The sequence below is a fragment of the Paenibacillus cymbidii genome (genome assembly GCF_004764705.1).
Lineage (GTDB): Bacteria > Bacillota > Bacilli > Paenibacillales > NBRC-103111 > Paenibacillus_AN > Paenibacillus_AN cymbidii.
This window is the reverse complement of sequence record NZ_SHLX01000007.1, coordinates 94,664-112,085: the sequence shown is the minus strand read 5'-3', so window position 1 is coordinate 112,085 and position 17,422 is coordinate 94,664. Positions and strand designations below refer to the sequence as shown.

16 protein-coding genes are annotated in these 17,422 nt (G+C 55.7%); 11 read left to right on the top strand and 5 right to left on the bottom strand.

The window, feature by feature from the left end; genetic code table 11:
- The first annotated feature begins 66 nt into the window (after window positions 1–66).
- The 9 genes from EXY20_RS11625 to EXY20_RS11585 all read left to right on the top strand — a co-directional run bounded on the left by EXY20_RS11625 (window position 67) and on the right by EXY20_RS11585 (window position 9,397).
- Window positions 67–1,731, top strand: a complete 1,665-nt coding sequence (locus EXY20_RS11625; RefSeq protein ID WP_135551057.1) for a GspE/PulE family protein — start codon at window positions 67–69, stop codon at window positions 1,729–1,731.
- A gap of 176 nt (window positions 1,732–1,907) precedes the next feature.
- Window positions 1,908–2,936 (top strand): type IV pilus twitching motility protein PilT, encoded by a 1,029-nt coding sequence (locus tag EXY20_RS11620; RefSeq protein WP_135551375.1) that lies wholly within the window; start codon window positions 1,908–1,910, stop codon window positions 2,934–2,936.
- A gap of 88 nt (window positions 2,937–3,024) precedes the next feature.
- Complete coding sequence (locus EXY20_RS11615; protein WP_135551054.1) at window positions 3,025–4,236, top strand: type II secretion system F family protein; 1,212 nt, start codon at window positions 3,025–3,027, stop codon at window positions 4,234–4,236.
- 62 nt (window positions 4,237–4,298) lie between these two features.
- A complete protein-coding gene (locus EXY20_RS11610; protein WP_135551052.1) occupies window positions 4,299–4,670 on the top strand; it encodes a competence type IV pilus major pilin ComGC in 372 nt (123 codons plus the stop codon).
- Window positions 4,671–4,769: 99 nt separating this feature from the next.
- Window positions 4,770–5,579 carry a prepilin peptidase gene (locus tag EXY20_RS11605; protein ID WP_135551049.1) on the top strand — a complete coding sequence of 270 codons (810 nt, stop codon included), beginning with the start codon at window positions 4,770–4,772 and terminating at the stop codon, window positions 5,577–5,579.
- 64 nt (window positions 5,580–5,643) lie between these two features.
- Entirely contained in the window at window positions 5,644–6,828 is a 1,185-nt protein-coding gene (gene pilM, locus EXY20_RS11600; protein ID WP_135551047.1) for a type IV pilus biogenesis protein PilM, read from the top strand.
- Window positions 6,825–7,871 (top strand): PilN domain-containing protein, encoded by a 1,047-nt coding sequence (locus EXY20_RS11595; RefSeq protein ID WP_135551045.1) that lies wholly within the window; start codon window positions 6,825–6,827, stop codon window positions 7,869–7,871. Before pilM ends, EXY20_RS11595 begins: the two co-directional genes overlap by 4 nt.
- Complete coding sequence (locus EXY20_RS11590; RefSeq protein ID WP_135551043.1) at window positions 7,868–8,752, top strand: hypothetical protein; 885 nt, start codon at window positions 7,868–7,870, stop codon at window positions 8,750–8,752. The genes EXY20_RS11595 and EXY20_RS11590 overlap by 4 nt, the downstream gene beginning before the upstream one ends.
- A 24-nt stretch (window positions 8,753–8,776) precedes the next feature.
- Window positions 8,777–9,397 (top strand): copper amine oxidase N-terminal domain-containing protein, encoded by a 621-nt coding sequence (locus tag EXY20_RS11585; protein WP_135551041.1) that lies wholly within the window; start codon window positions 8,777–8,779, stop codon window positions 9,395–9,397.
- Window positions 9,398–9,458: 61 nt separating this feature from the next.
- Here the strand turns inward: EXY20_RS11585 and EXY20_RS11580 are convergent, their stop codons facing one another.
- The 5 genes from EXY20_RS11580 to EXY20_RS11560 all read right to left on the bottom strand — a co-directional run bounded on the left by EXY20_RS11580 (window position 9,459) and on the right by EXY20_RS11560 (window position 13,433).
- Window positions 9,459–11,384, bottom strand: coding sequence for an autotransporter outer membrane beta-barrel domain-containing protein (locus tag EXY20_RS11580; RefSeq protein WP_135551039.1), 1,926 nt, complete (start codon window positions 11,382–11,384; stop codon window positions 9,459–9,461).
- Between the two features lie 27 nt (window positions 11,385–11,411).
- On the bottom strand, window positions 11,412–12,056 hold the full coding sequence (locus EXY20_RS11575; protein WP_135551037.1) for a PulJ/GspJ family protein: 645 nt from the start codon (window positions 12,054–12,056) through the stop codon (window positions 11,412–11,414).
- Window positions 12,053–12,436, bottom strand: coding sequence for a type IV pilus modification PilV family protein (locus tag EXY20_RS11570; protein WP_268966296.1), 384 nt, complete (start codon window positions 12,434–12,436; stop codon window positions 12,053–12,055). The genes EXY20_RS11575 and EXY20_RS11570 overlap by 4 nt, the downstream gene beginning before the upstream one ends.
- Before the next feature lie 90 nt (window positions 12,437–12,526).
- Window positions 12,527–12,724 carry a hypothetical protein gene (locus EXY20_RS11565; RefSeq protein ID WP_135551032.1) on the bottom strand — a complete coding sequence of 66 codons (198 nt, stop codon included), beginning with the start codon at window positions 12,722–12,724 and terminating at the stop codon, window positions 12,527–12,529.
- Window positions 12,725–12,812: 88 nt separating this feature from the next.
- Entirely contained in the window at window positions 12,813–13,433 is a 621-nt protein-coding gene (locus EXY20_RS11560; RefSeq protein ID WP_135551030.1) for a nitroreductase family protein, read from the bottom strand.
- 219 nt (window positions 13,434–13,652) lie between these two features.
- Here EXY20_RS11560 and EXY20_RS11555 point away from each other — a divergent pair, with 219 nt between their 5' ends.
- On the top strand, window positions 13,653–15,989 hold the full coding sequence (locus tag EXY20_RS11555) for a DEAD/DEAH box helicase (RefSeq protein WP_135551028.1): 2,337 nt from the start codon (window positions 13,653–13,655) through the stop codon (window positions 15,987–15,989).
- Complete coding sequence (locus EXY20_RS11550) at window positions 15,986–17,413, top strand: ribonuclease H-like domain-containing protein (RefSeq protein WP_135551026.1); 1,428 nt, start codon at window positions 15,986–15,988, stop codon at window positions 17,411–17,413. Before EXY20_RS11555 ends, EXY20_RS11550 begins: the two co-directional genes overlap by 4 nt.
- Window positions 17,414–17,422: the final 9 nt, after the last annotated feature.

Sequence of the window (17,422 nt, the reverse complement as noted above, 5' to 3'; positions counted from 1 at the left end):
CATCGAAGGAACGCTGTGATAAAATAGTTCCAAAGAACTATGTGCAAAAACGCAGGGGGAAAGACGATGGCGCCACGGAAACGGATCGGCGATTTGCTGCTCGAGGCCGGCCTTATTTCGGAAGAGCAGCTGCAGAATGCGCTGCGCGAACAGAAGGAATTGAAGCTGCGCTTGGGCGAATTGCTCATTACGCGGCATTACATAACAGAACAGCAAATGATCGAGGTGCTCGAATTTCAGCTCGGCATTCCGCATGTTCAGCTGTACAAGCAGACGATCGAAACGAAAGTGATCAACATGATTCCGCAGAAGCTGGCCGAACAGCACCAAGTGCTGCCGATCAAGCTGGAAGGCAACAAGCTCGTGCTGGCGATGTCCGATCCGCTAGACTATTTTGCCATTGACGAGCTGCGGATGGCAACGGGGCTGCGCATCGAGCCCGTCATCGCTTCCAAGGACGAGCTGACGCGGGCGATCAAGCGGTATTACGGCCTGCAGGAATCGATCGAGCAAATCAACCGCAATTTGCAGCCGCAGGAAGAAGAGAAGCCGGTCGCCGAAGACGATTCGCCTGTCGTTCGTACGGTCAACCAGATCATTATTCAAGCCGTACAAATCGGCGCAAGCGACATCCATATCGATCCGCAGGAAGACAGCCTGCGCATCCGCTATCGCGTCGACGGCATCATGCGCACAGAGCGGACGCTGCCGGCCCATATGCAGAGCGTCATCGTCGCCCGGGTGAAAATCATGGGCAACCTGAACGTCGCCGAGCGGCGGCTGCCGCAGGACGGCAGGCTGGAGATGGATATCGAGTTCCGCAAAGTCGATATCCGGATTTCGACGCTGCCGACGATTCACGGCGAAAAAATCGTCATGCGCGTGCTCGACCTCGGCAACTCGCTTACAGCCATCGACCAACTGGGGCTGTCGCCGCACAATTACGAGCTGATGATGCGCGGCATCGGCCATTCGCACGGCATCGTGTTCATTACCGGCCCGACCGGCAGCGGCAAAACGACAACGCTCTATTCCGCCTTGTCGCAGCTGAACAAGGAAGACGTCAACATCATCACTGTTGAAGATCCGGTCGAGTACCAACTGCAAGGAATCAACCAGATGCAGGTCAATCCGGTGACCGGGCTGACGTTTGCCCGTGGACTCCGGGCGATTTTGCGACAAGATCCGAATATTGTAATGGTCGGCGAAATTCGCGACGTGGAAACGGCGGAAATCGCCGTACGCGCCGCCATGACGGGCCATCTCGTGCTCAGCACGCTGCACAGCAACAGCGCTGTCAACTCGATAACGCGGCTGATCGATATGGGAGTCGAACCGTTTCTTATCGCCTCGGCGCTCACCTGTGTCGTCGCGCAGCGGCTTGTTCGCCGGGTATGTACCCACTGCGCCCGGGAGTACACGCCAACCGAAGACGAAGCGGCGCTGCTTGCGCGGAACCGGCTGCCGGTGCACAAGCTGCGTTACGGAACCGGCTGCGAGCATTGCGGCAGGACGGGATACCGGGGCCGCCTCGCGATCCATGAAATCATGGAAGCCGATTCGACGCTGCGGTCGATGGTGCTGAACAAGCGGCCGGACAATGAATATTTCGCCTACGCCAGCGAGAAAGGCTTGGTCCCGATCATGCAGGACGGGCTCGAGAAAGCGGCTGCCGGGCTGACGACGATCAGCGAAATTTACCGCGTGCTCGGCAGCGGCGGAGACGAATGAGAGACGAATGAGAAATGTAAAGATTGTCTAAAATCTTAGTCAAGTTAGTTGACATAACTAATGATACGCATGTACTATGAATAGGTATAAAGGACTACTATGGTTACGGGTAGCCTTTTATATAAAGAGAGACAGACGGATGGCGAGGAGGAGATGCATTGGGGCTGAAGGATCTCATGCATGTGGCGTTTGAGAAGCGGGCATCGGATATTCATATTACCGTCCATTCGCCCGCGATGTTTCGGATTAACGGCAGCTTGCAGCCGGCAGGCGGACCCGTATTGACGCCGGCCGACACGCTCGACATGGCGAAGGAACTGATGGATGCCGATCAGTACGAAACGTTCATGGAGAAAGGCGATCTCGACTTCTCCTACGGCATCGAGAACGTTTCCCGGTTCCGCATTAACGCCTACAAGCAGAAAGGCAACGCAAGCCTGACGATTCGTCTCATTCCGACGAAAATTCCCGCCTTCGAATCGCTCGGTTTGCCTCCGATCGCCGAGGAATTCGCCAAGAAGCCGCAAGGGCTGCTGCTTGTAACCGGACCGACCGGCAGCGGCAAATCGACGACCTTGGCCGCCATAATCGACTACATAAACCGGACGCGAAGCGATCATATCATGACGCTCGAAGATCCGATCGAATTCGTGCACAAGCATCGTTCCTGCATTGTCAATCAACGCGAAATCGGCGTCGACACCGATTCGTTCGCAACCGGCCTGAGAGCGGCGCTCAGGCAAGATCCGGATGTCATTCTCGTCGGCGAAATGCGCGATCTTGAAACAATTAGCATCGCCATTACCGCCGCCGAAACCGGCCACCTCGTGTTCGGCACGCTGCATACGGCGGATGCGCCGCAAACGATCGACCGGGTGATCGACGTATTCCCGCCAGACGCGCAGCAGCAAATTCGCGTGCAGCTCGCTTCGGTGCTGCTCGGCGTCATGGCGCAGCGCCTGCTGCCGACGGCGGACGGGCAAGGGCGCGTCGCGGCGATCGAAGTGCTGGTGAACACGCCGGCGGTCGCCAACCTGATTCGGTCGGAGAAGGTGCATCAGATTCGTTCCGTCATGCAGACGGGCAAGGCGCAAGGCATGATTACGATGGACAACGCGTTACGGGAGCTGCTGCAGCGGCGCGCGATTACCGTCGAGTCGGCCAAGGAAGCGATGTTCGGTTTCTCCGAGCTGCAGCCGTCCTAAAGATCGCGCTCTCGGGCGGACGTCTGGCGGCAGGCGCATGGGTCAGGCATCATGACAGCTCGGCTGACGACGTTTGGAGTGGATGGGGATGGCGAAATTTCGCTACGAGGCGGTCGACGATTACGGCCGGTACAGCAGAGGCGCGCTGGAAGCACAGTCGTTCCAGTCGGCGATGGACGAGCTGAAGGGCAAAGGTCTGTGGATTCTGAAGCTGTTCGATCAAGGCAACAGCATCCTGTACAAGGACTTGTCGTTTGGCGGGCCGAAAGTCAAGACGCAGCATTTCACCGTGTTCTGCCGGCAGCTGTCGACGCTGTACAAGGCGGGCATCAACATGGTCGAAGCGGTGCGCGTGCTGGGGCAGCAGGCGGAGAGCAAACCTTTTCGCAAAATACTGCTTCACATTGCCGGCGAAATGCAGTCAGGCACGCAGTTTTCGCTTGCTTGCAGCAAGTACCCGACCGTATTTTCCAACATCTTCGTCAACATGGTCCGCGCCGGAGAAGCGAGCGGCAACCTGGACGAGATGCTTGACCGACTGGCGATCTACTTCGAGAAGGAACTGTACACGAAGGAGAAAGTCAAATCGGCGATGGTGTATCCGGCTATCATGTCGATCGTAACGGTCATTGTCGTCATCATTCTGATGACGTTCGTCGTGCCGAGGCTGGTCGGCAATTTCGCCCAGATGGGGCTGGAGTTGCCGCTGCCGACGCGAATCGTCATTGCAATCAGCGACTGGATGAAGGGGAACTGGTTTTTTATTCCGCCGTTGTTGGCAGCACCGCCGGTGGCCTGGTTTTTGATCGGCCGGTCGGAGAAAGGGCGCTATGCGCTCGACTATTTCAAGCTGAAGCTGCCGGTATTCGGCGTGTTATGGCAGAAGCAGGCGCTGTCGCGGTTCAGCCGTACGTTTTGCTCGTTGTTTGCGGCGGCCGTACCAATGATGCAGATGCTCACCGTCGTATCGTCGGTTGTGGGGAACGACGTCATCGCCAAGCTGATTCTGAAGGCGCGGGAAGGAGTAAGCGGCGGCAGCTCGATTGCCGACCCGCTGAAAGGCTCGTGGCTGTTTCCGCCGATGGTCGTGCAGATGATTGCGGTAGGCGAACGCACCGGCGCGCTGGACACGATGCTGGCGAAGGTGGCGGAGTTTTACGAAGCGGAAGTGGACGCGATGGCCGACCGGCTGAAGGCGATGCTGGAGCCGATCATGATCCTGATTCTGGCCGTCATCGTCGGCATGATCGTACTGGCCGTTATGCTGCCGTCGTTTAAGCTAATGGAGAATTTGCACTAATTTGCGGTTTTAACATTGTTAAAACATAAATCATTCCACAGCGTGGAGAGGGGAAATGAAACATGGTTCGCGCACTTATGAACAAACGGATGAAGCTGGCCAAAAATCAAAAAGGGATGACGCTGATCGAGTTGATGGCTGTCGTCGTTATTCTTGGCATATTGGCTGCGGTAGCAGGAGCGGCGGTTGTGAATGGGTTTGATCGGGCGAGGACGAATTCGGATGATACTAGTGAAAAAGTAATTCGTGAAGCAGCTCAACGGTTTCAAATGGATAATCCGAATGCAGCTCTGAATACGATAAATATTGCAGCGCTGGTAGCTGGAGGATATTTGAATGAAGCGCCTACTGCCTCCGACGGAAATGTTTTTACTCTTGTAGTAGGTCAAACAGGTGGCGTCTTTACTTATACGATTAATCATCCTACCCCGTAATGTTCTGATTATTACTTTCATGCAGCCAGAAGTCGAAAGGTAACTCGACGAGTTACCTTTCTTTACTCTTCATAAATGCATTCGCCAAAGGAGGCCCCGATGACGCAACTTAAGACGATACTGGAAGAGCATCAGACGATCCTGGTCGCGGTTGTCGCTATCTTCGGCCTCCTGATCGGCAGCTTTCTGAACGTGGTTGCGATTCGTGTGCCAAAGCGCGAGTCGATTGCGTTTCCGCCTTCGCATTGCATGCATTGCAAGCATCGGCTCGGCCCGCTGGATCTCGTGCCGGTTCTGAGCTGGCTGCTGCTACGTGGGCGATGCCGCTACTGCCACGGCGCGATTTCGCCGCAATACCCGGCAGGGGAAGCGGCGACCGCGCTGTTGTTTGCGTTTATGGCCTGGCAAATTGGCGTTTCGGCCGAATTGCTGCCGGCACTGCTGCTTGTTTCGATTCTGGTAGCCATTACGCTTTCCGATTTGCGCTACATGATCATTCCCGACCGTGTGCTCCTGTTCGGTTACATGGCCGGATTGCTGCTTCGCGTGTTCATTCACCCGCTGCCGCTCTGGAACTACGTGGCGGCTTCGCTGATCGGTTGTGCCTTGCTGTACGCCATCGCCTGGGGGAGTGTCGCTTTGCTCGGGCGGGAAGGCATGGGGGGCGGGGACATCAAACTGTTCGCATTTCTTGGCCTCCTGCTTGGCATCAAGATGACCTTGCTTACGTTGTATCTCGCTTGTATGATTGGTTTATTGTACGGATTGACGCTGCTTGCGACAAGCCGCTTTAAACGCGGCCAACCGATTGCATTCGGCCCGTTCATCGCAGCGGCGGCTATTCTGGCCTACGGATGGGGAGACGAATGGCTTCATGCCGTATGGACATGGTTGGTTCCTGAAGGTTGATCGGCACGCTAACGCTTGCTTCAGCTTCCACGAATGATGCCGCTCAATAGGAGGTTGGATCGGATTGCTTCGTTTGTTTAGTTCCGCAAAAGCAAGCATAGGGTTGGAAATTACCGATCACAGCGTAAAACTCGCCGAGATCGTCATTCATAAAGATAACAAGATCAAGCTGCTCTCCCACGCCGTTGAGCCGATTCCTCCGGAAACGGTCGAAGACGGCAAAATCAAACACGCGCTGCCGCTTGTACAGATCGTGCGCAGCTTCACGCAGCGACGGCTTACCCGTACGAAACGCACTCATTTGGTATTGCCCAGCCAATCGATTATGGTCCGCTTCCTGCGTTTGCCGGATATTCCGGAGAAAGACTTGAAACGCGTCATTGCTTTCGAGCTGCAGCATAACATTCATCTTCCATTCGACCGGCCTTATTACGACTTTATTAAGCTAAATGGCGCAGCAGGCGAACAAAGCCAAACTGTCGTCAAAATGAAGAAACGCCCCAAAACGACGAAAGCGACGCAGCAAGCGATGACGGAAGCGGCTGCGGCGACGGAAGCAGGCGGCACAAGCGCCGCCGACACCATGTTCTCTTCGTTCGAATCCGATGGCAACCCGCAGCCGGAACAAGCCTTGTGCGACGTGCTGCTCGTTGCGGCTCCGCTCGAGTTGATCGAATCGTATGTCGAAATCGCCGAAGCGGCCGGTTTGACTCCTTTTTCCATCGAGTTTAAAGCCTTGTCGCTGCACAGGCTCGTTTCCCAACTGGACATGGTTCAGGAAGGGCAGACATTCCTAATACTCGACATTAACGAAGCTTCGTCCGATTTGAGCATTTTCCACGACCAACAGTTAAAAATTACGCGCAACGTCCCGGTATCGTTTACGATGCAAACGAAGCCGCACGCTCCTCAATCGGAAGCGGATCAGTTGTTTGCCGAATTTGCCGACCCAGCGGACGGGCTATCGGAGTTTCGCAATATTTGCGCCGATTTGGCGCATGAAGTGGAGCGGCTAATGAATTTTTACCGCTATTCACTTAACAATCGAACGCATGAATTTGCGAAGCTTATCGTTTCCGGCGATGTCGAACGCTTGCATGATATTGTCGATTATTTCAAGGAGCGGCTGAACGTTCCGATTCAGGTGCTGTTTTCTTATTCGATCGACATGGAGTCAAGCGAACCGGATGCATTGGTCGCCCGGATCGCCGTACCGATCGGGCTTGGCTTACGGGGGAACGAACGATGAGAGCGATCAACTTACTTCCCCGGATCCCCTTCGTCCAAAAATGGCTGATTCCGCTGCTGGCGTTGATCGTCATGGCGACCGTCGGCGGCATCCTGTTGTTGTCGTACGCGTATTTTCATGCGAATTCTGCCGGCGAACGGAGCCAGAATCAAATCCAATCGTTGCAAACGTCAATTGCCAACCTGAAAAAGGCACAACAAATCGACGCCACGACGCAAGATTATACTCGGTTGCAGCAGGCGGTTTCCAACCTGCAAAAGCGCCGGCGCGATTGGTTGCCAGTCATTAATACGATCACTTCGAAGATGCCGGTGGCGACTCGCTTATACGATTACGATGCCAAAGAGGATACGATTGTATTGAAGCTGCAGAGCTCATCCATCCAGGAACTGGCTGCATATATGACATCGTTGGAAAATTCCGGTTTGTTCAAATCCATTACAGTGCAGTCGATTCAATCGATGTTTGTCAAAGCGCAATATCTTTCCAACCCTGGAGGGGAAGATCTGGAGGAAGATCAATTGGCTGCATCCGAAGATGCAGTCTCTGACGAAGAAATTGCCCAAGAAGAAGCTTCTACATTTCGGATCGTTTCACCGACTCCAACCCCAATACCGAATGCTCAAGTCAGCAACTCGTCCGATCAGCAGGTTAACCAATCCGGCACAGAAATGGAGAGCGAGAGGTTGCTGAAGGAGCTGGATAGCTACATGAAAGGCAATAAAATCGTAACTACCAGCTCGCCTACGCCAAAGCCGAGCAACGGAGATGGTTTTAACGGACAAAGTGTTATTTCACAGCAGGAATGGCTGGAAGCGAAGCAAAAATATGAAGCCCAGCAGTTGCCGAAACCTACGCCACAACCAGCATTTCAAACACCGAGAAGCACAAGCACAGTGAAGCCGAAGTCGTCAGCCTCAACAGAGCCAGTTCAAAACAATGGAGGCAATTTAAACACACCGGAGGCTGTTCCCATCATTCAAGCTCAATTGCAATTGCTGTTGCAGCCGCTGAAGAACGATCAGGTGGGGGCGAAAAAATGAATATACAGCAAACTATCATCGGATGGATTCGCAAGCCGGCGACAGTCGTCGCGATGGTTGCTTTGGTAGGTTTGGGGTTGAATCTACTGTTTGCTTTCGCCGTGTTAAGTCCGAAGCTGATTGCGCAAGTAAAGCTTGACAAACAGGTAGATCAGTTGGAGACGCAGAAGAATGAATTGTCGGCGAAACCGATTCCGATCAAAGCGTCGGATACCGAAATCGGCAACCTGTTGAAGAAAGTGCCGATTACAGATGAAAATGCCAAACTGTTGCTTGATTTGCAATCGTTCTTTCAACGATCCGGCGTTATTCTACGGACCCTTGCCTTCAGCAACGAGAATTCGAGTAATGATACCAGCAACCTGGAAGAAACCATAATGAAAGCGGCAAATGCGCAATCGGGAGCAGCAACTCCCACACCGTCACCGACTCCGACACCAAATGCATCGACATCTGGTACTGGCGGAACTTCGCAAACGGCCGAAGGGTTGGAAGAAACGAAACTGACCGTAGATTTTGTCGGCACCTATGACCAGTTATTGGATGTTATCAATCGAATCGACAATAATGAGCGGTTGATACAAATTCGAAATTGGAATTTCAAATCACTGGAGATGAAGAAATCCGATTATCTCGAAACCATGGAGTGGAGTTTTGGAACAACCGGCCAAAGTATTCTTGATGAGAATGAAGGCAGCAAAATGATGATACAGGCGATTCTTCAGTTGTCCGTTTTTACCAGCAAAACTTATACCGGCAAGCTGACTCCGTCCGCAAGCTTGCCCGTGACCGAGCAGCCGGCGAATCGCACCGATCCTACATCGTTAGATGAGCAATATTCGAAAATAGTTGAGCAGATGCAACGGCAAAGGGGATATTGAGACAATAAAAGGGAAGTGAGTGCGATGAAAAAACGCAAGAAATGGCTGATCGCTGTCCTTGCGGCCGCTTCGATGCTTGTTGGCGGCGTGGTCTGGGCGGAAGGAAGGTACAGCACGATCGAAGTGTTCTTCGATCGGATCAACATTGCGGTTAACGGTCAATCCGCTGCATTGAGCAAAGATTCGATTATTTACGAAGGATCGGTTTATGTGCCGCTGCGCAGCCTGTCCGAGCTGCTTGGCGCCAAAGTGAATTGGGATACGTCCTCGCGTACTGTGGATATCGATTTTCTGGGCAATCGGACGGATGTGTTGTACGGGGCGTCACGCAAGCCCTTCTACCAGTACATTGCTGTGGAAAATAACCGTATCATGAGCGACATGCTGGATGCCATGCAGCGAAGCGATATGGACAAATTGAAGCAGCAGGTCGAGCAAATCGGCAAATTGCGCGATATCGCACAAAACATTGGCGATCCGGAAGCTTATACATTGCTGGATAAGCTGGCAGCGGCAACAGAGCTAATGAGGAGCGCATACACGAGCGGCAAAATGGATGACTACGGCATTGCTTGGGTCATTTTCAGGGATAGCCAGTCGAGGCTGTTGACACTATTGAGCACGAAGCTGAATGCGGCACAATGACAGGAAAGCCCCTTTTGCCATAAAGATCAGGCAAGAGGGGCTTTTTGATTGAATCCATAAGTCAACCGGTTCGTTTGGGTTTCCAGGCGCCGGTCGTTGTCGAACTGCCGGATGAGCTGCTGCCGCTAAGATGAAGCGAGGTATACCCGCCGCCGGTTTGAATATTGGAGCCGGTACCGTAACCGTTGTTGATATTAAAATCGCCGCCTGCGGCCACGACACCGCCCGTAACGAGCGTAATATTATTATAGGCGCGAATATCTCCCTCGACGAGAATGTCGCCCGAGGCAGCAGTAATGCCCGGAGCGCCGTTCGTATGCACGGTGAAGGAGCCGAGCAACGCGTTGCCCGATAGTGTGAAGCGGGAATCGTTGTACATCTCCAAGCCTTGTTTGACGATCAAGTTTTTTGCCGTTAGAGTCGAATTTTCGCTAAGGGTAAATTTGTCGACATTGATGTCGCCTGATGTAGCTTTTATCGTACTGGCGTTCATGATGGACATCTGTCCCGTCGTATACACGGATCCGGAAGTTAATGTCGATCCGGTGCCTTTGACGGTAATCGTCCCCGAGCGAGTTACGCCTGCTATGGTCAGTGAACTCGTATTTTCCATCGTAATGTCCGTCGTTGCATAAAGGTCGCCCGCATTTATCGATGTGTTCGTCCCTTTGACGGTCAACGATTGCACAACCATATTGCCGCCATTCACATTGACTGTCGACGGGTTGTCGGTCGTAAAGCTGCCGGTCGTGTAAACATTGGCTGCTTGCAATGTTCCGTACATATTGATAGTACCGCTCACGATGTTGCCGGAAGCGATGAGCGTGCGAGCGGCGCCGCTGTTGTTGGTAATCGCATTATTGACGTAGATGTTGCCTGCCGTTACATTGCTTCTTATGGTGAGATTGTTCGCTTGCAGAGTGCCGGCTACATTCGTCACGGCATCGCGCGAGTAAGAGACATTGCCGCTTACATATAGATTGCCGTAGCTGTTTCCGGCGGATTTGTTGATCGTTACCGTTGATGAGCTGTTGCCCGGATTCATGCTGAAATTGCCGTTCTTGACAATGATATCTCCCGTGACGTTCAGCGATACCGTTCCGGCTCCGCCCAACTCGACACTGCTGTCAAAGATCAGGATAACCGGCCGCGAGGGGGAACCCCAATTGTATTGCACATTATTGCTTCCGTCGTAAGAGCTCATACCGCTTTGAATCCGAATGACGAGCGGGTTTTTGGACATATGGGCCGGATTGGTAATCATCGAATCAATAGCGGCGGGGGTGCACGACGAGCAAACGACAGCATTCGAACTTGATTCCAGCGTCGATACGTAACTCGAGTACGACGGGATCGCAGGAATCGTCGGTATGACGGGAACATTCGTATTCCGGTAATACACGATTGCATCGTGAATCGGCGTCTTTAAATCAACCCGCGGCGTCGTTGACGTTCCGGAAGGGGGCAAACGATCTCCTTGGACCAGCACGTCCTGGTTCAGCTGCGTGACCGGCGTCGGGTTCGACGCGTCGTAGTAAGTTGTCGTCACAGGCATGTTCGCGTCGATCTGGTAGGTGATGGTTTTGGTGCGTTTATACGGTTCCACTCCGGCAGACGCGGAGCTTTGAATCGTAAAAATGTTCGTACCGCTGCCCGTTTCGTTATAAACGAACGAATAGGAGATCGGAACGCCTTCCGGGTTGGCGTACGTTACGGGAGTGTTTGTAAATCCGCCGTATTGGTTTAAATATTGCAGCCGCTGGCCGTCGCTGCTTCCGTTGTACTTGTCCAAATAACGAATAAACGCCTCGAGCCCGCTCGCCGCCATATTTTCCGCCATTTGCGTGTTGCGGTTCATGACGCCGTGCGAAGCGTCGGTTGAGACGGTAGAGAGAATGACCGGCGTGGCCACCAGCAAAACAAGGGAGATCAACACGACGTAAAGCAGCGCGGCAGCGCCTCTTTCGTTGCGTATCGGATTCGCCATGGCCATTTCCTCCTTGTATGCATCGAATTATTGATCGGTCCAGTCGGCAAGCAGTTTGACGGCGATGATTCGCGACTGGGGATTGTCTTTGGTCTCGCCCATGTTGGTTACGATCTTATTGCCGAAGGTCACTTTGATATAGAGCATCCGGCTGACTGTCGGCATCGAACCCGCAGCGGGGAAAGGTGTCGGTCCAACCGGCTGCGAAGTAGATTTGGCGGTGTCGAACGAGATGGAAGCAACGTCGCTCGCGAGCGCAATCGGATTCGTATAGCGGCCTGACGCGGTTGACGGCGTATACGAGCTGTTGAGAAAGTCGGCGCTGTCGTTGGCAGCCGTTCCGTCGTTGCTATAGTCATATAAAGTCAAGCTTCTGGTAGTGCCGTCGTAGTAAAGCGATTTGTATGTAGCCGCTCCGTCGAAGTTATTGTAACGTAGTTCCCTGTCCACGCTATTGTGCGTATAAGCGACGACCTGAGTCGATTCCGACAATTGTTTGGAAACGGTGCTTTCGGTCAGTTTGATCGCCGCGCGGTCGGTGAAGCTCTGGGCGCTGCTGTTCGACAAGTGGAGCACGGACGACAACAGCATGGTAGCCCCGCCAATAATAAGCGCTCCGATGACGACGGCTGCCATCACTTCCACCAGCGACATGCCGCGTTCGTTCCTCATGGCGCACCTTCCCAGGATACCGTTACCGTGAGCAATTTCGGCGTTTTGTTGATTAACACCATGCCTTGCAACGAGTAATGATTCGTTTGGAACGAAGACTGGTCGTAGGAAGCGGGGCTGGCCATTGCCGTCAACTGAAAGGTAATTTTGTAATCATCGGCGGTGGTGGTGTCAGCAGGTTTCGTATTCGTCTGCAACGCATAATCCCGCGCATAATCCAACTGCTCCTTGGCGAGGGATTGCACGTTCGTTTGCTTATCGGAATGATTTCCGGCCAGAAACGTGTAATTGGATATGGCCGCGAAGGCCGAAACTACGATTCCCAATATTACCACCGCCGCCAGCGCTTCGATCAGCGTCACGCCGCGTTCGTTCCTCATGATGCGCATGTTCGTTCGCCGCTTTCTGTACAAGTTTCAAGATCAATCGCATCAACGCCAAAAGGCAGGGGAATGACGCCGCCAACGACGTCACAGCTTCCCTGCCAGTTTATCGCCGAATTCGTAACAGACGGTGGCAAGCAAAAGGCCGAACGCCAACCCGACGATCACGTAAAAATACAGGTTGGTCAGCCATCTCAGCCGCTGCTGCGCCCAGGGCGTATACGAAACGAGCACAGCCAGCAAAACCGCGGCAAGTACGATCACGCACACCGATAACAAGCTCATAAACTGCCACCTTCATTATAGGTCGAAAGCACTATTTCATTGTACCACAAATGTTGGTGGAAGAACAGGAAAACAACCCCTCGGTATGTCAGGAATTAACGGGAAAACTTCCCATTACGATCGTCTCCTGGAGCGGTTTGCGACTGTTCGGCTGCTCGCGCTCCCGGTAGCGTTCCGGCAGCTCGTCGCGATCGCCTTGATAGCCGAGCGCCACGACCGCATGAAGCTCGATGCTGTCCGGCACGCGAAGCGTTTCGCGCGCTTTGGTTTTGTCGAAACCGCCCATGGCGTGTGAAACAAGCCCGTTGATCATCGCTTGCAGCGCCAGGTAGCCCCATGCCGTGCCGGCATCGAACGCGTGCGACGGGCTCGGCTTGCCGGTCGAGGACATCTTTTCGGAGCCGACGACAATAAGCACCGGCGCTTTATGGCACCAGGCCAGGTTGAATTCATTGATAAACGAGTGGAACCGTTCCCGTTGTTCCGGCGTACGCGCAACGATGAACCGCCACGGCTGCTCGTTGCTGCCGGATGGAGCCCAGCGGGCCGCTTCCAGCACGCTCATCAGCAGTTCCTCGGACACTTCCTGTCCGGAGAAGGCACGGGGGGACCAGCGGTTCAGAAACAGGGCGGCAATATCGAAGTCGGCCGTACGGTGATTGACGGTTTCCGCGGCTTTGGCCACGCTGGTTGGTTGACTGGTTGGCATGATGAATACTCCTCCTTGATGATAACGAAATGTTGGGCTGGCAGGCGGGCAAACGCCCGCATATCGGACTTACCGCCGGGACAAACCGGCGAATCAGCGGCCGGCAGGCGACGGGAGGCGGCCGGCGTCAAAACGGTTGTCATACGAACGTATATTCTGTACAATGGACTTAGCAACGGCGCCGCTTGGCGGGCGCCCTCTGGACGAGGAGGCAGCTTCATGAACCGGTTGACCGGCACGGTGTCTTCCATCAACGAGATGATCGGCCTTATTCGCGAAACGAAATCGATTATGGATCAAGTGAGCCATTGGCATACGATTCCGCCGAGAGAGGCGAAGTATGCGCCTTTCCCGGTGACGCTGCACCCGGGCATCCGCGATGCGCTGCGCGGCAAAGGCATCGACCGTCTGTACGCCCATCAGGCGGAAGCGTTCGCCGCCGCGGATGCGGGCAGGCACGTCGTGACAGTGACGCCGACGGCTTCTGGCAAGACGCTGTGCTACAACTTGCCCGTGCTGCAGCGCATCCTGAGCGATGACAGCGCGCGGGCGCTGTACCTGTTCCCGACGAAGGCGCTTGCCCAGGACCAGGTTGCCGAGCTGCAAGAGCTGGCGAACCTCATGGAAGCGGACATCAAGACGCATACATACGACGGCGATACGCCGCCTTCCGTCCGCACGGCCATTCGCAACGCCGGCCATATCGTCGTCACCAACCCCGATATGCTGCATGCTGCTATTTTGCCGCACCATACGAAATGGGTCAAATTATTCGAGAATATTCGTTATATCGTCATCGACGAAGTGCACGCTTACCGCGGCGTGTTCGGCAGCCACGTCGCCAACGTCATCCGCAGGTTGAAGCGGATTTGCCGGTTCTACGGCTCGAAGCCGCAGTTCATCTGCGCTTCGGCAACGATCGAAAATCCGCGCGAGCACGCGGAGCGGCTGATTGGCGAACCAGTGGAGCTTGTCGACAACAACGGTTCGCCGGCGGGCGAAAAGCACTTCGTTTTCTACAACCCGCCGGTTGTCAACAAACAGCTTGGCATCCGCAAAAGCAGCGTCCTGGAAACGCGCAAAATCGCCGGCTTGCTGCTGAGGAGCGGCATTCAGACGATCGTGTTCGCTCGGAGCCGGGTTAGGGTGGAGCTGCTGCTGACGTACTTGCAGGAGCTTGTGCGCCACGAACTCGGCAGCAAGTCGATCCGGGGCTACCGCGGCGGCTATTTGCCCATGCAGCGGCGCGAAATCGAACGAGGCCTGCGCAGCGGAGACATTCGCGGCGTCGTCAGTACGAACGCGCTCGAGCTCGGCATCGACATCGGTCAGCTGCAAGCGTGCGTGCTGAACGGCTACCCCGGCACCATCGCCAGCACCTGGCAGCAATCGGGACGGGCGGGAAGGCGGCAGGAGAGCTCCATTACGTTCATGGTGGCCAGCAGCAATCCGCTCGATCAATATATTATCCAGAATCCGCGGTATTTTTTCGAGAGGCCGCCGGAGCGGGCGCTGATTCATCCGGATAATCTCATCATACTCGTCGATCATATCAAGTGCGCTTCTTACGAACTTCCCTTCGATCGGGACGAGACGTTCGGGGACGAATCGCTCGGCGACATTCTGGAGTTTCTGGCCGTGGAGCAGATTGTGCATCGGGCGGGCGATCGGTATCATTGGATGGCGCAATCGTTTCCGGCGCAGGACATTTCGCTGCGTTCCGCAGCACAGGAAAATTTCATTATCATCGATCTGTCGAACGGCAGCCGTGTCATCGGCGAAGTCGATCGGTTCAGCGCGCCGACGCTGATTCACGAAGAAGCGATCTACATCCACGAAGGCGTGCAATTTCAAGTGGAGAAGCTCGATTACGAAGAGAAGAAGGCGTACGTTCGGCAAGTTGACGTCGATTACTTCACCGACGCCAATCTGGCGGTGCAGCTCAAGGTGCTGCACGTTCACCGCGAAGCGGAAGAAGGCGGTTTGGTGCGCCAGTTCGGCGAAGTGACGGTCAACGCCCAAGCAACCATATTCAAAAAGATTCGTTTGCGCACGCACGAGAACATCGGAGCAGGTCCGATCCGGCTGCCGGAGGAGGAGCTGCATACGAGCTCGTATTGGTTTTCGTTCGGGGAAGAACCGACCTCTTCGCGCAGCGCGAACGACATGCAGTTCGCCTTGCTCGGCATTGCCAATGTGCTTGTGCATATTGCGCCGCTGTACTTGATGTGCGATCCGCTCGATATTCGTGTAGTACCGCAAGTGAAGGCGCTGCACAACGGGCGGCCGACCGTTTATTTCTACGACCGATACCCCGGCGGCGTCGGGCTGAGCGAACGGCTGTACGACGTGCACGGCGAGCTTCTGGCGCAGGCGGAGCAGCTGATCGCCGGCTGCAACTGCCAGAGCGGCTGCCCGGCCTGCGTCGGGCCGATCGAAGAGGTCGGCTTGCTCGGCAAGGAGCTGGCGCTTGCGCTGCTGCGCGAGACCGCTGCGGCCGACCGCGGCGCGGCGCGGCTGTCGGCGTTCGTCCCGGACGGGGAGGAGGCGCGATGAGCTCGCTGCTGGAACGGCTGAACCGGCACCGCAGCGCCATTGCAGGGTCCGGCGCAACTGCGCCCCGGACGGATGCCGCGCCTGGTAAACGGCCGATTTCGCCCGATTCTCCGGACACCGCGAGTCGTCGCCGTGCCGAAGCGGCGTCGCCGCAATGGCTGTCAGGCAATGGCTGGGATGTGATCGAAGCCGAACAAGTCGAAGGCGTTTACGGGCCGTTCGTTCGGCGCCAACGCCGGTTTCCACTGCAGCATCGGCACGGATTGTACGAGTTCGGCGAATTGGCTCCGCTCGTTGGCGCGCTTGACGCGTTTCATCCCCAGCCGGAGGCGGGTGAGGACGAAGAGGATGGCGTCAGTCTGGAAAGGCTGCTATTTTTCGATTCGGAGACGACAGGGCTCGGCGTTGGCGCCGGCAATGTGCCGTTCATGCTCGGATTCGGCTACTATGAGCGGGATGAATTTGTCGTCGAACAGCTGATGATCCGCGATCCCGGCGAAGAGGCGGCCATGCTTGCCTATTTGAACGAACGGTTCGCCCGGTTTCGGTATTTGGTGACGTACAACGGCCGGACGTTCGACTGGCCGATTCTGCGCGGCCGTTTCGTGCTGTGCCGGCTGGAGCCGGAGCGGGAGACATGGCGCCATCTCGACCTCCTGTACGCGTCGCGCTCGCTGTGGAAAGGCACCATGCCGTCGTGCCGGCTCGCCACCGTCGAGGCGGAACGGCTCGGTTTCGCGCGCGAGGACGATGTGTCCGGGGCGCTCGCGCCGACGCTGTATTTCCGCTATCTGGCGGATGGCGACGCGGCGGTGCTGCACGGCGTATTCGTTCATAACGAGCGGGACGTCATGTCATTGGCCACTCTTGCCATTCATATCGCGCTGGCGCTTCGCGGCAGGCTGCTGCTGGACGAACTGGACGCCGCGCAATTGCTCCGCCTCGGCATGTGGCTGGAGAAGATGGGGCAATCGGCACAAGCGGAGCTAACGCTGGCGCTGCTGTGCGGGCGGCCGCTCGCCGAGCGCGGTTTCGCCGCGGCGGCGCTGGCCGCATACTACAAGCGCAAAGGCAATGCGGTGCAAGCCGCCGCATTGTGGCGCGAGGCGGCGGAGCAGGAGCGCGCCAAACCGTTCGCCGAGCCCGATGCGTGCATCGAGCTGGCTGTGCTTTACGAGCACCGGCTGCGCGACCCGCGGACGGCGCTGCATTATGCGGAGGAGGCGCTGCGGCTTGCGCTGAAGCGCGAATCGATGCAGCGGCGGAAGCCGACGGGCGATTCGCTCAGCGAACAGCTGCGCCGGCGTATGGAGCGGCTGCGCCGCAAGTGCGAGGCGGCGGAAGCCGACCCGTCCGGCGCGGCTCCGCGCAAACGGTCGACGAGAGTCGCTTCCGCGCCTGCGGCGGTGCAATCATTTTTTTAGAGAGAAGGA

Excerpts from the sequence above, each read along its gene's own strand:
- EXY20_RS11580 (WP_135551039.1), bottom strand. The coding sequence starts at position 11,384 with ATGGCGAATCCGATACGCAACGAAAGAGGCGCTGCCGCGCTGCTTTAC.
- EXY20_RS11555 (WP_135551028.1), top strand. The coding sequence starts at position 13,653 with ATGAACCGGTTGACCGGCACGGTGTCTTCCATCAACGAGATGATCGGC.
- EXY20_RS11610 (WP_135551052.1), top strand. The coding sequence starts at position 4,299 with ATGGTTCGCGCACTTATGAACAAACGGATGAAGCTGGCCAAAAATCAA.
- EXY20_RS11550 (WP_135551026.1), top strand. The coding sequence starts at position 15,986 with ATGAGCTCGCTGCTGGAACGGCTGAACCGGCACCGCAGCGCCATTGCA.
- EXY20_RS11560 (WP_135551030.1), bottom strand. The coding sequence starts at position 13,433 with ATGCCAACCAGTCAACCAACCAGCGTGGCCAAAGCCGCGGAAACCGTC.
- EXY20_RS11565 (WP_135551032.1), bottom strand. The coding sequence starts at position 12,724 with ATGAGCTTGTTATCGGTGTGCGTGATCGTACTTGCCGCGGTTTTGCTG.
- EXY20_RS11605 (WP_135551049.1), top strand. The coding sequence starts at position 4,770 with ATGACGCAACTTAAGACGATACTGGAAGAGCATCAGACGATCCTGGTC.
- EXY20_RS11615 (WP_135551054.1), top strand. The coding sequence starts at position 3,025 with ATGGCGAAATTTCGCTACGAGGCGGTCGACGATTACGGCCGGTACAGC.
- EXY20_RS11625 (WP_135551057.1), top strand. The coding sequence starts at position 67 with ATGGCGCCACGGAAACGGATCGGCGATTTGCTGCTCGAGGCCGGCCTT.
- EXY20_RS11620 (WP_135551375.1), top strand. The coding sequence starts at position 1,908 with ATGCATGTGGCGTTTGAGAAGCGGGCATCGGATATTCATATTACCGTC.
- EXY20_RS11590 (WP_135551043.1), top strand. The coding sequence starts at position 7,868 with ATGAATATACAGCAAACTATCATCGGATGGATTCGCAAGCCGGCGACA.
- EXY20_RS11570 (WP_268966296.1), bottom strand. The coding sequence starts at position 12,436 with ATGAGGAACGAACGCGGCGTGACGCTGATCGAAGCGCTGGCGGCGGTG.
- EXY20_RS11585 (WP_135551041.1), top strand. The coding sequence starts at position 8,777 with ATGAAAAAACGCAAGAAATGGCTGATCGCTGTCCTTGCGGCCGCTTCG.
- EXY20_RS11575 (WP_135551037.1), bottom strand. The coding sequence starts at position 12,056 with ATGAGGAACGAACGCGGCATGTCGCTGGTGGAAGTGATGGCAGCCGTC.
- EXY20_RS11595 (WP_135551045.1), top strand. The coding sequence starts at position 6,825 with ATGAGAGCGATCAACTTACTTCCCCGGATCCCCTTCGTCCAAAAATGG.